General features: G+C 62.5%; 12 protein-coding genes and 5 tRNA genes. 10 read left to right on the top strand and 7 right to left on the bottom strand.

The features are described from left to right. The first annotated feature begins 231 nt into the window (after positions 1-231). The 8 genes from alaS to mgtE all read left to right on the top strand — a co-directional run bounded on the left by alaS (position 232) and on the right by mgtE (position 7,004). The gene (alaS, locus tag AC1TXO_RS19065; RefSeq protein WP_486403171.1) at positions 232-2,856 is read left to right on the top strand and encodes an alanine--tRNA ligase; all 2,625 of its coding nucleotides are present in this window, start codon (positions 232-234) and stop codon (positions 2,854-2,856) included. An 84-nt stretch (positions 2,857-2,940) separates the two neighbouring features. Further along, entirely contained in the window at positions 2,941-4,176 is a 1,236-nt protein-coding gene (locus tag AC1TXO_RS19060; RefSeq protein ID WP_486403170.1) for an aspartate kinase, read from the top strand. Between the two features lie 171 nt (positions 4,177-4,347). Next, positions 4,348-4,536: a carbon storage regulator CsrA gene (gene csrA, locus AC1TXO_RS19055; protein WP_003254503.1), complete on the top strand. Its 189-nt coding sequence runs from the start codon at positions 4,348-4,350 to the stop codon at positions 4,534-4,536. 72 nt (positions 4,537-4,608) lie between these two features. Continuing rightward, a tRNA-Ser gene (locus AC1TXO_RS19050) sits at positions 4,609-4,699 on the top strand. Positions 4,700-4,806: 107 nt separating this feature from the next. Beyond that, positions 4,807-4,883: transfer RNA gene (locus AC1TXO_RS19045), tRNA-Arg, on the top strand. A gap of 73 nt (positions 4,884-4,956) precedes the next feature. Beyond that, a tRNA-Arg gene (locus tag AC1TXO_RS19040) sits at positions 4,957-5,033 on the top strand. Between the two features lie 87 nt (positions 5,034-5,120). After that, positions 5,121-5,197: transfer RNA gene (locus AC1TXO_RS19035), tRNA-Arg, on the top strand. 364 nt (positions 5,198-5,561) lie between these two features. Continuing rightward, positions 5,562-7,004, top strand: a complete 1,443-nt coding sequence (mgtE, locus tag AC1TXO_RS19030) for a magnesium transporter (protein WP_486403169.1) — start codon at positions 5,562-5,564, stop codon at positions 7,002-7,004. 87 nt (positions 7,005-7,091) lie between these two features. Here mgtE and AC1TXO_RS19025 read toward each other — a convergent pair whose 3' ends face one another. Beyond that, the gene (locus AC1TXO_RS19025; protein WP_029613963.1) at positions 7,092-7,418 is read right to left on the bottom strand and encodes an Arc family DNA-binding protein; all 327 of its coding nucleotides are present in this window, start codon (positions 7,416-7,418) and stop codon (positions 7,092-7,094) included. A gap of 629 nt (positions 7,419-8,047) precedes the next feature. Between AC1TXO_RS19025 and AC1TXO_RS19020 the strand changes: the two genes are divergently transcribed. Continuing rightward, a tRNA-Arg gene (locus AC1TXO_RS19020) sits at positions 8,048-8,119 on the top strand. Between the two features lie 79 nt (positions 8,120-8,198). Here AC1TXO_RS19020 and AC1TXO_RS19015 read toward each other — a convergent pair. From AC1TXO_RS19015 to AC1TXO_RS18995, 5 genes are all read right to left on the bottom strand, one after another. Then, positions 8,199-8,762: a hypothetical protein gene (locus tag AC1TXO_RS19015; protein ID WP_486403168.1), complete on the bottom strand. Its 564-nt coding sequence runs from the start codon at positions 8,760-8,762 to the stop codon at positions 8,199-8,201. A 253-nt stretch (positions 8,763-9,015) separates the two neighbouring features. Further along, complete coding sequence (lpdA, locus tag AC1TXO_RS19010; protein WP_486403167.1) at positions 9,016-10,395, bottom strand: dihydrolipoyl dehydrogenase; 1,380 nt, start codon at positions 10,393-10,395, stop codon at positions 9,016-9,018. A 2-nt stretch (positions 10,396-10,397) separates the two neighbouring features. Next, complete coding sequence (locus AC1TXO_RS19005; protein ID WP_486403166.1) at positions 10,398-11,672, bottom strand: dihydrolipoamide acetyltransferase family protein; 1,275 nt, start codon at positions 11,670-11,672, stop codon at positions 10,398-10,400. Beyond that, positions 11,673-12,731, bottom strand: a complete 1,059-nt coding sequence (locus tag AC1TXO_RS19000) for an alpha-ketoacid dehydrogenase subunit beta (protein WP_402758114.1) — start codon at positions 12,729-12,731, stop codon at positions 11,673-11,675. Position 12,732: 1 nt separating this feature from the next. After that, the gene (locus AC1TXO_RS18995) at positions 12,733-13,965 is read right to left on the bottom strand and encodes a thiamine pyrophosphate-dependent enzyme (protein WP_486403165.1); all 1,233 of its coding nucleotides are present in this window, start codon (positions 13,963-13,965) and stop codon (positions 12,733-12,735) included. A 197-nt stretch (positions 13,966-14,162) separates the two neighbouring features. Between AC1TXO_RS18995 and bkdR the strand changes: the two genes are divergently transcribed. Then, entirely contained in the window at positions 14,163-14,648 is a 486-nt protein-coding gene (gene bkdR, locus AC1TXO_RS18990) for a Bkd operon transcriptional regulator BkdR (protein ID WP_486403164.1), read from the top strand. Positions 14,649-14,681: 33 nt separating this feature from the next. Here bkdR and AC1TXO_RS18985 read toward each other — a convergent pair whose 3' ends face one another. Next, entirely contained in the window at positions 14,682-15,239 is a 558-nt protein-coding gene (locus AC1TXO_RS18985; RefSeq protein ID WP_486403163.1) for a hypothetical protein, read from the bottom strand. Positions 15,240-15,460 lie beyond the last annotated feature (221 nt).

The raw sequence follows: 15,460 nt of genomic DNA, 5'->3' as shown, positions 1-15,460 counted from the left end.
CCTTTTCCCTTCCTCTGGGCGGTAATTGGCTTGTCAGTGACGAAAGCCGCGTTTTAGCATCCGCTCATGTCGTTTTTGCTGGTTCGCAACGGAAAAACTGTCCGATTGCCGGTTTCCATCGCATAAACACACTGCACCTCGATTGCAGGACCGATATAATGCGGCCCTTTGCCGTCGTTTCGTCGATCCGACGCGTTAGCCAAAACGGCCGCCGTTTCCGTGGAAGAACCTATGAAAAGCGCAGAAATCCGTGAAGCCTTCCTTCGCTTCTTCGAAGAGCAGGGACATACCCGAGTCGCCTCCAGTTCGCTGATCCCGAACAACGACCCCACCCTGCTGTTCACCAACGCAGGCATGAACCAGTTCAAGGACTGCTTCCTGGGCGCCGAGAAGCGTGCCTACACCCGTGCCGTCAGCAGCCAGAAATGCGTGCGCGCCGGTGGCAAGCACAACGACCTGGAAAACGTCGGCTATACCGCGCGTCACCACACCTTCTTCGAGATGCTGGGCAACTTCAGCTTCGGTGATTATTTCAAGCGCGACGCGATCACCTTCGCCTGGACCTTCCTGACCTCCGACAAGTGGCTGAACCTGCCCAAGGAGAAGCTCTGGGTCACGGTCTATGCCACCGACGACGAAGCCTACGACATCTGGACCAAGGAAGTCGGCGTGCCGGCCGAGCGCATGGTGCGCATCGGCGACAACAAGGGCGCCCCGTACGCCTCCGACAACTTCTGGACCATGGGCGACACCGGCCCTTGCGGCCCGTGCACCGAGATCTTCTACGACCACGGCGCCGACATCTGGGGTGGCCCGCCCGGCTCGCCTGAAGAAGACGGTGACCGCTACATCGAGATCTGGAACAACGTCTTCATGCAGTTCAACCGCACCGCCGATGGCGTGCTGCACCCGCTGCCGGCGCCGTCGGTCGACACCGGCATGGGCCTCGAGCGCATCAGTGCGGTGATGCAGCACGTGCATTCGAACTACGAGATCGACCTGTTCCAGAGCCTGCTCGACGCCGCTGCCCAGGCCATCGGCTGCCGCAACGAAGAGCAGTCGTCGCTCAAGGTGGTTGCCGACCACATCCGTTCCTGCGGCTTCCTGATCGCCGACGGCGTGCTGCCGTCCAACGAAGGCCGCGGCTACGTGCTGCGCCGCATCATTCGTCGCGCCTGCCGCCACGGCAACAAGCTCGGCGCCAAGGGCAGCTTCTTCCACAAGGTCGTGGCCGCACTGGTCAGCGAGATGGGCGAAGCCTTCCCCGAGCTCAGGAACCAGCAGGCGCACATCGAGCGCGTGCTCAAGACCGAGGAAGAGCAGTTCGCCAAGACCCTCGAGCAGGGCCTGCGCATCCTCGAGCAGGACCTGGCGCAACTGCAGGGCAAGGTAGTTCCGGGCGACGTGGTGTTCAAGCTGTACGACACCTACGGCTTCCCCATGGACCTGACTGCCGACATCGCCCGCGAGCGCGAGCTGACCATCGACGAAGCCGGCTTCGAGCGCGAGATGGACGCCCAGCGCGAGCGTGCCCGCTCGGCCAGCGCCTTCGGCATGGACTACAACAGCCTGGTCAAGGTCGACACCGCCACCGACTTCCTCGGCTACAGCGCCACCGAGGGCGAGGGCAAGATCATCGCCCTGTACAAGGACGGCCAGTCGGTCGATCAGCTCGGTGAAGGCGAGGAGGGCGTGGTCGTCCTGGATCGCACGCCGTTCTACGCCGAATCCGGCGGTCAGGTCGGTGATAGCGGCTACTTGCAGGCCGGTGCGGCGCGCTTCGACGTGCGTGACACCACCAAGACCGGCGGCGCCTTCCTGCACCATGGCGTGGTCGCCAGCGGTGCGCTGCTGATCGGTGCGCCGGTCCAGGCCCGCGTGGATGCCGAGGTGCAGCACGCCACCTCGCTGAACCACTCCGCGACCCACCTGCTGCACGCTGCACTGCGCGAAGTGCTGGGCGAGCACGTCCAGCAGAAGGGCTCGCTGGTCGACAGCCAGCGCCTGCGCTTCGACTTCAGCCACTTCGAGGCGGTAACGCCTGCGCAGATCAAGGCCCTGGAAGACATCGTCAACCGTGAAGTGCGCAAGAACTCTGCGGTCGAAACCATCGAGACCGACATCGAGACCGCCAAGCGCAAGGGCGCCATGGCGCTGTTCGGCGAGAAATACGGCGATACCGTGCGCGTGCTGAGCATGGGCGGCGACTTCTCGGTCGAGCTGTGCGGCGGTATCCACGCCAAGCGTACCGGCGATATCAGCCTGTTCAAGATCATCAGCGAAGGTGGCGTGGCTTCCGGTGTGCGCCGTATCGAGGCGATCACCGGCGCTGCGGCGCTGGCCTACCTGAACGCTGCCGAAGAGCAGGTCAAGGAAGCGGCGCAACTGGTCAAGGGTAACCGCGACAACCTGATCGACAAGCTGTCGGCTGTGCTCGAGCGCAACCGCCAGCTGGAGAAGCAGCTCGAACAGCTGCAGGCCAAGGCCGCCAGCGCCGCAGGGGACGATCTCTCCAGTGCGGCCGTTGAGGTCAAGGGTGCCAAGGTGCTTGCCGCTCGTCTCGACGGGCAGGATGGCAAGGCGCTGCTGGCGCTCGTCGATCAGCTGAAGAACAAGCTCGGCCATGCAGTGATCCTGCTGGGCAGCGAGCATGAGGGCAAGGTCGTGCTGGTGGCCGGCGTGACCAAGGACCTCTCCAGCCAACTCAAGGCTGGCGACCTGATGAAACAGGCCGCTGCGGCGGTGGGCGGCAAGGGCGGTGGTCGTCCGGACATGGCCCAGGGTGGTGGCGTCGACGTCGCTGCACTGGACCAGGCCCTGGCACTGGCCGTGCCGTTCGCCGAGCAGGGGCTTTGAGATGACGCGCCCCGTGGTCTAGTGACGGGGCGCGTCAGCAAGGATTGATTACTGGGTGCCCTTCGTGGGCTGAGGCACTTTGAAATGGCGTTGATCGTACAGAAATTTGGCGGCACCTCCGTCGGCTCCGTCGAGCGGATCGAGCAGGTGGCCGACAAGGTCAAGAAACACCGCGAGGCGGGCGATGACCTGGTGGTTGTGCTGTCGGCCATGAGCGGGGAAACCAACCGCCTGATCGACCTGGCCAAGCAGGTGAACGATCAACTGGTTCCGCGTGAACTGGATGTGATCGTCTCGACGGGCGAGCAGGTGACCATCGCCCTGCTGGCCATGGCCCTGATCAAGCGTGGCGTGCCGGCGGTATCCTACACCGGCAATCAGGTGCGGATCCTGACCGACAGTGCGCACAACAAGGCGCGCATCCTGCAGATCGACGACCAGAAGATCCGCGCCGACCTCAAGGCCGGTCGCGTAGTCGTGGTAGCCGGTTTCCAGGGGGTCGACGAGCACGGCAACATCACCACCCTCGGCCGTGGCGGCTCCGACACCACCGGTGTCGCCCTGGCGGCGGCGCTGGGTGCAGACGAGTGCCAGATCTACACCGACGTCGATGGTGTCTACACCACCGATCCGCGTGTGGTGCCGCAGGCCCGTCGCCTGGAGAAGATCACCTTCGAGGAGATGCTGGAAATGGCCAGCCTCGGCTCCAAGGTGCTGCAGATCCGTTCGGTGGAGTTCGCCGGCAAGTACAACGTTCCGCTGCGCGTGCTGCACAGCTTCAAGGAGGGTCCGGGTACCCTCATTACCATCGATGAAGAGGAATCCATGGAACAGCCGATCATTTCCGGTATCGCCTTCAACCGTGATGAGGCCAAGCTGACCATTCGCGGCGTGCCGGACACCCCGGGCGTTGCCTTCAAGATCCTCGGTCCGATCAGCGCGGCGAATATCGAAGTCGACATGATCGTGCAGAACGTCTCGCACGATAACACCACCGACTTCACCTTCACCGTGCACCGCAACGAGTACGAGAAAGCGCTGAGCGTGCTGGAGAACACCGCCCGCGAAATCGGTGCCCGTGAAGTGGTCGGCGACACCAAGATCGCCAAGGTGTCGATCGTCGGCGTCGGCATGCGCTCGCACGCCGGTGTTGCCAGCCGCATGTTCGAGGCCCTGGCCAAGGAGAGCATCAACATCCAGATGATCTCCACTTCCGAGATCAAGGTGTCGGTGGTGATCGAGGAGAAGTACCTGGAGCTGGCCGTACGTGCGCTGCACACCGCGTTCGAGCTTGATGCGCCTGCCCGACAGAGCGAGTGACGCATTGCCCAGGAGGGCGCGGCTCTGGCCGCGCCCTTCGTGTTTCTGGCTGTCGTGCAGGTTACTGTCCTTTCCTGCCTGATGGCCGACAAGGGTGCCGGGCCGTCGTCCCGACCGGCACCCTGCTTCCAACAGACTGTTGTCCCTGAATGATTGCGTGAGGAGAAAGCTATGTTGATTCTGACTCGTCGGTGCGCCGAGAGCCTGATCATTGGTGACGGTGAGATCACCGTGACGGTCCTGGGTGTCAAAGGCAACCAGGTGCGAATCGGCGTGAGTGCCCCGAAGGAAGTGGCCGTACACCGTGAGGAAATCTACCTGCGGATCAAGAAAGAGAAGGACGAAGAACCAAGCCTTTAATTTTTTTGAAGTTTTTTTCAAAAAAGGGTTTGCAAACGGGGAGGGGTCTGGTTAATATACGCCCCGTGTTGCGGTGAGGTGGCCGAGTGGCCGAAGGCGCTCCCCTGCTAAGGGAGTATACCTCATAAGGGTATCGGGGGTTCGAATCCCCCCTTCACCGCCATTCTTCGTGTAGGGCGCTGTAATTGGTCAAAACGCTTAAGTCGTTGAAATTAAACGAAAAAGTACTTGGCAAAACGATTTAGCGAACTATAATGCGCGGCAAGACACGGACTCATAGCTCAGCTGGATAGAGTACTCGGCTACGAACCGAGCGGTCGGAGGTTCGAATCCTCCTGAGTCCGCCATACAATGAGGCGGTTTTCCTCTGGAAGACGCATCATTTCACCAGTGGTAATCTGGTCTAAAAGTACCAGCGACGGACTCATAGCTCAGCTGGATAGAGTACTCGGCTACGAACCGAGCGGTCGGAGGTTCGAATCCTCCTGAGTCCGCCACTTTCTGAAGTGGCTTTGCTTGTCGAGAGATCCTCAAGAAGAGAAGCTTCAAAAACCAGTGGTAACCTGGTCTAAAATTACCACCACGGACTCATAGCTCAGCTGGATAGAGTACTCGGCTACGAACCGAGCGGTCGGAGGTTCGAATCCTCCTGAGTCCGCCACACCCTGAAAAGCCCGCTCACGTAGCGGGCTTTTTCTTTTCTGCAGTTTCACGGAATTGTCAGTGCCGCACGGCTAGACTCCGTATTACACCGCCTGCATCGATGTGCTTTTTCGCTGTTGCCCGCCGTCGCACTGTTGGCTTCGAGCGTTGTCACAGCTTTATCGCGCAACCGATTGTTCTGGCCAAAAATTTAAGCGATCCCACCGCGTGAGCAGTGTATGATTGCGCCCGTCAGCCCCGCCGGGGCTTGTGGAATACCACCATGGACTTACCCAGTAGTTACCCCTTAATACGCTTTATCAAGCCAGATCTGACCGATTGATTCTCCCGGCGTGCTCCGCTGCTGGGAGTGGAGTTCGCCTATGACCGAAGTCGAAGTAAAGAAAGTCCAGGAAAGCCTGCAGGATCGCCTTGCCCAGGTGATCGAGCTGCTGCAGCGCCAGCGTGTCGTCGAAGACCTGACCCACCGCCAGGAAGGTCAGCACAACGACCTGGTGGAAAACCTCGTCCACCGTCAGAACCTGGTCGAGCTGCAACGCAAGCTCGATGACCTGCACCCGGCCGACATCGCCTACATCCTCGAAGCCTTGCCCCTCGAAGACCGTCTGACGGTCTGGCAGCTGGTGCGCTCGGATCGCGATGGCGACATCCTCCTCGAAGTGTCCGACGCCGTACGCCAGACGCTGATCGCCGACATGGACGATCACGAGCTGCTGGCGGCGGCCAAGGAAATGGACGCCGACGAACTGGCCGACCTGGCGCCGGAACTGCCGCGTGACGTTGTCCATGAGCTGATGGAAACCCTCGACGCCCAGCAGCGCGAACGCGTGCGTTCGGCCCTGAGCTACGACGAGGAGCAGGTCGGTGCGCTGATGGACTTCGAGATGGTCACCATCCGCGAAGATGTCAGCCTGGAAGTGGTATTGCGTTACCTGCGTCGCCTCAAGGAGCTGCCGGGCCACACCGACAAGCTGTTCGTGGTCGACTACGACGGCATCCTCAAAGGCGTGCTGCCGATCAAGCGCCTGCTGGTCAACGACCCGGACAAGAAGGTGGCGGAGGTCATGGCGACCGACCCTGTCAGCTTTACCCCCGAGGAAGATGCCTACGATGCAGCGCAAGCGTTCGAGCGTTATGACCTGGTGTCTGCGCCGGTGGTCGACAAGGGCGGTCGCCTTATCGGCCGTCTGACCATCGACGAGATGGTCGACCTGATCCGTGAAGAGAGCGAGAGCGAAGTGCTCAATATGGCCGGTCTGCGCGAAGAAGAAGATATCTTCGCCTCGGTCTGGCGCTCGCTGCGTAACCGTTGGGCGTGGCTGGCGATCAACCTGATCACCGCCTTCGTCGCCTCGCGGGTGATCGGCCTGTTCGAGGGCTCGATCGAGAAGCTGGTCGCGCTGGCGGCGCTGATGCCCATCGTGGCCGGTATCGGCGGCAACTCGGGTAACCAGACCATCACCATGATCGTCCGTGCCATGGCGCTGGACCAGGTCTCGCCGGGCAACACGCGTCGCCTGATGCGCAAGGAGCTGGCGGTATCGCTGCTCAACGGGCTGATCTGGGGCGGGGTGATCGGGGTGGTGGCGTTCCTGCTGTATGGCAGCTGGTCGCTGGGTGTGGTGATGACCGCAGCAATGACCCTGAACCTGTTGCTGGCGGCGCTGATGGGCGTATTGATCCCCATGACCCTGGCGCGCCTTGGGCGCGATCCGGCGATGGGCTCGAGCGTGATGATCACTGCGGTGACCGACAGTGGTGGCTTCTTCATCTTCCTCGGCCTGGCGACGCTGTTCCTGCTCTGACGGGCAGGCGCCAGGCGCTATGCGCAAGATGCCGCTCTAACGAAAAAAGCCAGCTTGCGCTGGCTTTTTTCGTGGGCGTTGGAAGCCTCAGGAGGCGTCGGCGGCCATTTCCACATCGTGAGCGATGAGGGCGACCAGCGCATTCTGCTGGCGGTGGGTGAGTTGACGGAAGCGTTGCAGCAGCTCGCGTTCGTGCAACGACAGTTCCGGGCTGTCGAGGCGCATGCTCAGCTCGTCGCCCAGCGCACCTTCCTGGATAAGGCTCTGTTCCAGGCGGGCGATGATCTCGGAGTTCATGCTGCGGTGATGGTTGCGCGCTACCTCGGCGATGCGCTCACGCATCCCGTCAGGCAGGCGGACGACGAATTTGTCAGCGGTGCGGCTGGAGTAGATAGCCTGTTTCATTGGGCGCATATAAATTGACCGGTTGTTCTGGTTCAGGGGAAGCGGTTCTCAAATTGGCCGCACGGTTGTGGGTACGACCGTCGCGACGACAAAATGTTCAACCGTGATGTGGTTTTGGATGCTCATCTTGCCTCATGGTCGCCGTTTCCTTGGCGTCAATTCTGTGACAAATAGTGATCCGGATAAAGGCTTTATGCCAGTACCAATTATCAGAAATGAGTACTGGTTTGAAAAGTTTTACTCTTTTCCACCTCTCCGGGATGTCAGGTCCTGGTCGTCAAAATCCTGTAAAAAACGACAAAGGCCCGGGAAAAATCCTTAAACCCGAAAGGATCTCTCTACCATTGAGCATAGTGGCTATGCAACATGACGCAAGCATTCCCCATCAGGCCGAAGCGCCCGACGTTGTGGTTATGACCACGCCAGCGCAAAAAATTCCCTGGCGATGCCATTAATATGCAATTAAATCCCGTGTACTCGGGATTCGAGGTGAAATCGCGGAAAAGGCCTACCTGAAAATGCCTGCTTCGGACATGACAAACGGTCGCGTGCTGGTTACCATGCTCGCCGCCGACATGCTGCGGCGCTTCGGATGGCTTCTCCAAGCTACTGAATTTGCGTAGAATGCGCGCTGTGATGTCCCCTTAGTTCAACGGATAGAACAAGCCCCTCCTAAGGGCTAGATGCTGGTTCGATTCCAGCAGGGGACACATCCTTTCTCTTCTGCTGCCTTTCTGCCCAGCGTCTCCACGACGACCGGCGTTGCACCGGCCATCGTGATCACAACCTTCAGACGGCCTGCGCCTTTTCCTTGTCTTCCTGCTGCTTGCTGTTCTCGCCAGCCTTGCTCATGTCGGCCATATTACCGGCGGCACGTTCGGCCTGCTGTTCCAGCTTGGCCTGGGTCTTGAGTTCGACATCCTCTTTCATGCGCTGGGCGATCTGGTCGTCGATCTTCTGTTTCTTCTCAGGTGGCAGGGCGTTGTAGTCCTCTTCCGTCATGCCCAGTTTCTGCAGGATCTTCTCCTTGATCTTTTCCGCCGGCGACTTGGACATGTAGTCGCGAAACTCCTGCAGGGCATTGCTGGCCGCCGGTTTCGCAGCGCTCGCCTGCTGGCGTGCGGCGATGTCCGGGTTCTGCAGCGCAACCTTGAGCTTGGCGAAGGCTTCCTGGCGGGCGTCTTCGGCGTTCTGCTGCGAGGTATTGCCCTGGCTGTTCTGCTGGGCACTGGTATTGCTGGTGGCCATCGCCTGACGCTGCGGCATGAAATCGGCCTGCACTGCGTCATGGTTGACCCGGCTTGGCTGCTGCACTGCAGTCTGCCAGCCCAGCCCGTTGAGGCTGATCATCATGTGTTTCCTCCTTGGATGGTTAACCGCACAGGGCCAGTGGCAAAACCTGTGCCAGAGGGCACGGGCCAGGATCGACAAGGGTTGTGGCCGCAGAGCGGCGATGGCCGAGGCAGCGCATTGCCTGCAGGAGGAAGCCGCTTGCCGATATCGGCAAACGGCACAAGGGCCATGCCCCTGGTGTGGCCAGGCAAAAAAAGACCCGCAGCACCTTCGGTGTTGCGGGTCAACACGGCCTGAGCCGCTTCAGTGTCGATCAGATATGCAAGGCATGCCCCAGCGCGCGCAGCGCCGCTTCCTGGACCGCTTCACCCAGGGTCGGGTGGGCGTGGATGGTGCCGGCCACATCTTCAAGTCGCGCGCCCATTTCCAGCGATTGGGCAAAGGCCGTGGACAGTTCGGAAACCGCCACCCCGACCGCCTGCCAGCCGAGGATGAGGTGGTTGTCGCGCCGCGCTACCACCCGCACGAAGCCAGTTTTCGATTCCAGGCTCATGGCCCGCCCGTTGGCGGCGAAGGGGAACTGCGCAATGATGCAGTCCAGGCCTTCGGCGCTGGCCTGTTCCGGCGTCTTGCCGGCGACTACAACCTCCGGGTCGGTGAAGCAGACGGCGGCGATTGCGGCAGGCTCGAAGCGGCGGTTGTGGCCCGCGATCAGCTCGGCGACCATCTCGCCCTGGGCCATGGCGCGGTGGGCGAGCATCGGTTCTCCCGCCACGTCGCCAATGGCCCAGACATTGCGCATGCTGGTCTGGCAGCGGGCATCGATGGCAATCGCCGCGCCATTCATTTCAAGGCCCAGGCTCTCCAGCCCGAAGCCCTGGGTACGTGGCCGACGGCCAACGGCAACCAGCACCTGGTCAGCCTCCAGGCGCAGTTGCTCGCCAGCACGGTCGCGCGCCTGCAGGCTGCCGCCCTCATAGCCTTCGACGCTGTGCCCCAGGTGCACGGTGATCCCCAGCTTCTTCAGCGACTCGGCCACGGGTGCGGTGAGTTCGGCGTCATAGGTGGGCAGGATGCGCTCACGCGCTTCCACCACGCTCACCCTGGCGCCGAGCTTGCGGTAGGCGATGCCCAGCTCCAGGCCGATATAGCCGCCGCCGACCACCACCAGGTGCTGCGGCAGGCTTTTCGGGGCCAGGGCCTCGGTGGAGGAAACCACCGGCCCGCCCAGCGGCAGCATCGGCAGTTCGACACTGCTCGAGCCGGTGGCCAGCAGCAGGTGCTCGCACTGGATGCGCTGGCCGTCGACCTCGACGTTCTTGCCGTCGAGGATCTTCGCCCAACCGTGGATCACCTTCACTCCGTGCTTCTTCAGCAGGGCGGCGACGCCGCTGGTGAGGCGGTCGACGATGCCGTCCTTCCATTCGACGCTGCGGGTGATGTCCAGTTGCGGTGCCGAGACGCTGATGCCCAGCGCCGAGCCGTCGGCGTAGCGGCTGGTCTGGTGGAACTGCTCGGCCACATGGATCAGCGCCTTGGACGGGATGCAGCCGATGTTCAGGCAGGTGCCGCCCAGTGCCTGGCCTTCGACCAGCACGGTCGGGATGCCCAGTTGCCCGGCGCGGATGGCGGCCACGTAGCCGCCGGGGCCACCGCCGATGATCAGCAGGGTGGTATCGAGGATCTGTTGCATGCTCACTCCACGAACAGGCAGGCGGGCTGTTCCAGCAGGCCGCGCACGGCCTGGATGAACAGGGCGGCGTCCATGCCGTCGACCACCCGGTGGTCGAACGAGCTGGACAGGTTCATCATCTTGCGCACCACGATCTGGCCGTCGATCACCACTGGCCGCTCGACCATGCGGTTGACGCCGACGATCGCCACTTCCGGGGTGTTGACCACCGGGGTGCTGACGATACCGCCCAGGGCGCCGAGGCTGGTCAGGGTAATGGTCGAACCCGACAGCTCCTCACGGCTGGCCTTGTTGTTGCGTGCGGCATGGGCGACACGGGCGATCTCGCCGGCGTTGCTCCACAGGCTGCCGGCTTCGGCGTGGCGCAGCACTGGCACCATCAGGCCGTTGTCGCCCTGGGTGGCAATGCCCACGTGCACCGCGCCGTGGCGGGTGATGACCTGGGCTTCGTCGTCGTAGGTGGCGTTGATCTGCGGGAAGTCGCGTAGGGCCACGACCATGGCGCGTACCAGGAACGGCAGCAGGGTGAGCTTGCCGCGGCTTTCGCCATGCTTGGCGTTAAGCTGCTGGCGCAGGGCCTCGAGCGCGGTGACGTCGATTTCCTCGACGTAGCTGAAGTGCGCGACGCGGCGCTTGGCGTCCTGCATGCGCTGGGCGATCTTGCGGCGCAGGCCGATCACCGGCACCTGCTCGCTGTCGGTACGCTTGCCATAGCCGCCCGGCGCCTGGCCGACGGCGGTCTGCGGCTTGCTGATGAAGGCGTCGAGGTCTTCGTGGAGAATGCGCCCGGCCGGGCCGCTACCGTGTACGTAGCGCAGTTCGATGCCGGCATCCAGGGCGCGCTTGCGCACTGCTGGCGAGGCCAGCGGCTTGTCGTGCGCCTCACGCGGCACGATCGGCGCGGCAGTGTGCAGGGTGGCAGGCTGCGCACGGCTCTCTGGCTGCGGCTCGGGTCGTGCCTGGGCCTGCACGGGCGCCGGTGCGGCATGAGGCTCCACTGCCTTGGCCTGCGGCACATCGACGTGGTTGCCGCTGCCTTCGACTTCGATGCGGATCAGCTCGCTGCCGACCGCCATGACTTCACCAGGCTGGCCGCCCAGCGCCAAGACCTTGCCGCTGACCGGCGAGGGGATTTCCACCGTGGCCTTGTCGGTCATGACGTCGGCCACTACCTGGTCTTCGGCGATCAGGTCGCCGACCTTGACGAACCATTCCACCAACTCGACCTGCGCGATGCCTTCGCCGATGTCCGGCATCTTGATGACGTGCGTGCCCATTCAGACCTCCATGACCCGTTTCAATGCCGCACCGACCCGCGAAGGACCTGGGAAATAGGCCCATTCCTGTGCATGGGGGTAGGGGGTGTCCCAGCCGGTGACGCGTTCGATCGGTGCCTCGAGGTGATGGAAGCAATGCTCCTGCACCAGCGCCACCAGCTCGGCGCCGAAACCGCAGGTGCGGGTAGCCTCGTGAACGATCACGCAACGGCCGGTCTTCTTCACCGACTCGACGATGGTTTCCAGGTCCAGCGGCCAGAGGCTGCGCAGGTCGATGACTTCGGCATCGACACCGCTTTCTTCGGCCGCCACCTGGGCCACGTACACCGTGGTGCCGTAGGTGATCACCGTGACGTCGTTGCCGGGGCGGGTGATGGCCGCCTTGTCCAGCGGCACGCTGTAGTAGCCGTCGGGCACGGCGCTGTGCGGGTGCTTGGACCAGGGGGTTACCGGGCGGTCGTGGTGACCGTCGAACGGGCCGTTGTACAGGCGCTTGGGCTCGAGGAAGATCACCGGGTCATCGCATTCGATGGAGGCAATGAGCAGGCCCTTGGCGTCGTAGGGGTTGGACGGCATCACCGTGCGCAGGCCGCAGACCTGGGTGAACATCGCTTCCGGGCTCTGGCTGTGGGTCTGTCCGCCGTAGATGCCGCCGCCACAGGGCATGCGCAGGGTCAGCGGCGAGATGAACTCGCCGGCCGAGCGGTAGCGCAGGCGGGCCATCTCCGAGACGATCTGGTCGGAGGCGGGGTAGAAGTAGTCGGCGAACTGGATTTCGACTACCGGGCGCAACCCATAGGCGCCCATGCCCACGGCGGTGCCGACGATGCCGCTTTCGGAGATCGGCGCGTCGAACACGCGGGATTTGCCGTACTTGGTCTGCAGGCCTTCGGTGCAGCGGAACACGCCGCCAAAGTAGCCGACGTCCTGGCCGTAGATCACCACGTCGTCATCGCGTTCGAGCATCACGTCCATGGCGCTGCGCAGGGCCTGGATCATGGTCATGGTAGTGGTGGCCATGGCGGTTTCCGGGTTGATGCTGTTGTTGTGATCGTTCATCTCAGACCCCCAGTTCCTGGCGCTGACGGCGCAGGTGATCGGGCATTTCCTTGTACACGTCCTCGAACATCGAAGCCGCGCTGGGGATGTGGCCGTTGGCCAGGGTGCCGAACTGCTCGGCGTCCTTCTGCGCCTTGATCACTTCGGCTTCCAGCTCGGCGCTGACGGCCTGGTGCTCGTCTTCGGACCAGTGGCCAGCCTTGATCAGGTGCTGTTTCAGACGCAGGATCGGGTCGCCCAGGGGGAAGTGGTTCCAGTCGTCGGCCGGGCGGTACTTGGACGGATCGTCCGAAGTGGAGTGCGGGCCGGCGCGGTAGGTGACCCATTCGATCAGCGTCGGGCCCAAACCGCGGCGGGCACGCTCGGCGGCCCAGCGCGAGGCGGCATACACGGCGATGAAGTCGTTGCCATCGACGCGCAGCGAGGCAATGCCACAGCCCACGCCACGCCCGGCGAAGGTGGTCGACTCGCCACCGGCGATGGCCTGGAAGGTGGAGATCGCCCACTGGTTGTTGACCACGTTGAGGATCACCGGGGCGCGGTAGACGTGGGCGAAGGTCAGGGCGGTATGGAAGTCGGACTCGGCGGTGGCGCCGTCGCCGATCCAGGCAGAGGCGATCTTGGTATCGCCCTTGATCGCCGAGGCCATGGCCCAGCCGACCGCCTGCACGAACTGGGTCGCCAGGTTGCCGCTGATGGTGAAGAAGCCGGCCTCGCGCACCGAATACATGATCGGCAGCTGGCGGCCCTTGAGTGGATCGCGGGTGTTGGACAACAACTGGCAGATCATTTCGACCAGCGACACGTCGCGGGCCATCAGGATGCTCTGCTGGCGGTAGGTGGGGAAGCACATGTCGCTGCGGTTCAGCGCCAGTGCCTGACCGCTGCCGATGGCTTCCTCGCCCAGGCTCTGCATGTAGAACGACATCTTCTTCTGGCGCTGGGCGACCACCATGCGGCTGTCGAAGATGCGCGTCTTGAGCATGGTACGCATGCCTTGGCGCAGCACCTGCGGGTCGATGTCCTCGGCCCATGGGCCGACGGCATTGCCGTGCTCATCGAGCACCCGCACAAGGCTGTAGGAGAGGTCCGCGGTATCGGCGGGCTCGACGTCGATGGGTGGTTTACGGACTTGCCCTGCATCGTTCAGACGCAGGTAGGAAAAATCGGTCTGGCAGCCTGGCCGGCCTGTAGGCTCGGGCACGTGCAGGCGCAGGGGGGCGTACTCGTTCATGCTTTTCACGCTCGCTCGAATGTTGTTTTTGTGAGCTCTGAAGCGGCCGCCGCTGCCTGCCGGCTTGTGACTGGCGGGTCAGCGTCATTTACATCTTAGAGGGTGAGCCGGAGAATTTTTCTCTCAAGTTCATTGCCTTTGTTGTCCAGCGCAGATAAACATTCCGCATAAACACAAGAATCAGGTGAATTTGTCTCATGCGTAAACTCGATCGCACGGATATCGGCATTCTCAACAGCCTCCAGGAGAACGCCAGGATCACCAACGCCGAACTGGCGCGCTCGGTGAACCTCTCGCCCACGCCCTGTTTCAACCGGGTCAAGGCGATGGAGGAAATGGGGGTGATTCGCCAGCAGGTGACCCTGCTGTCACCGGAGGTGCTGGGCCTGGACGTCAACGTGTTCATCCATGTGAGCCTGGAGAAACAGGTGGAACAGTCGCTGCACCGTTTCGAGGAGGAAATCGCCGAGCGCCCCGAGGTGATGGAGTGCTACCTGATGACCGGCGACCCGGATTACCTGCTGCGGGTGCTGTTGCCGAGCATCCAGGCGCTGGAGCGCTTTCTCGATTACCTGACGCGGCTGCCGGGAGTGGCCAACATCCGCTCCAGCTTCGCTCTCAAGCAGGTGCGCTACAAGACAGCGTTGCCGTTACCGGCGAATGGGATGACCGTGCGCGAGTGACCGGCATCCGCTCAGGCATGTGCCCTGGGCTGCTCAGCTGACCCAGATGTTGCGCAGGTTGAACTCCAGTATCTCGCCCGGCAGGTCCCCGGCTGCCAGGAAATGTGCGGAGGATTGACTGGATCCGGCGGGCCGGGTGTGGGCGACTTGGTAACCTCGTGAGTCACGCAGATAGAAAGGTATGCTCTCGACGGTCTGTATATCGCCATCCCAAGAGGCCAGGGGCTGTATCTTCCAGAACGGCCGCGGGCCCGCAAGGCTGAAGGTGTCACTCTTGAGCCTGCCGAACACATGTGTTCCGTAAAGGCCCAGCCAGCCGTTGGCGTTGCTGTCAAGCACGGCGCCGGAATAATCCCAGTGTTGATCGCAGCGAATTGCGTAGTGCCAACGGTTTTCCCCCTGGCTCAGGAAAGTGAACTGGAACACAACAGGCTTGAATTGGCCTGGCCTGGTTCTGTTGCGCTCTACCTCGGTACACAGCCAGCCGTCCTCGTCGGCACTGGTGAAAATGCTTTCAGAGAAGTTGGTGTCGGCAATGACAACTTGACCGTATCGGCAATGCAGTTCAGCGCTGAAGTTGGCGTTGATCATAACGGTTCCACGGTGAGTGAGATGGAGGTGGTACGCATGCGTGTTGCCAGCGTAACCCTGCGTCTGCAGGCCCATCAGCGGGAAACCTTTGCATGCACCTGGCGGTCCCATGACGCCTGGAGCACTGCTGACGCGCTGGGCAGACACGCCTGATCGCGACGTGAGCTGCACCGACCACGTCGTGGCAAGGGAAAATCGTTGAAGGGGGCCTGCGCCCGGCG

The organism is Pseudomonas sp. FA117, from assembly GCF_057370475.1.
The sequence above is the reverse complement of the archived record's forward strand: the minus strand, read 5'-3'. Positions and strand labels throughout refer to the sequence as shown.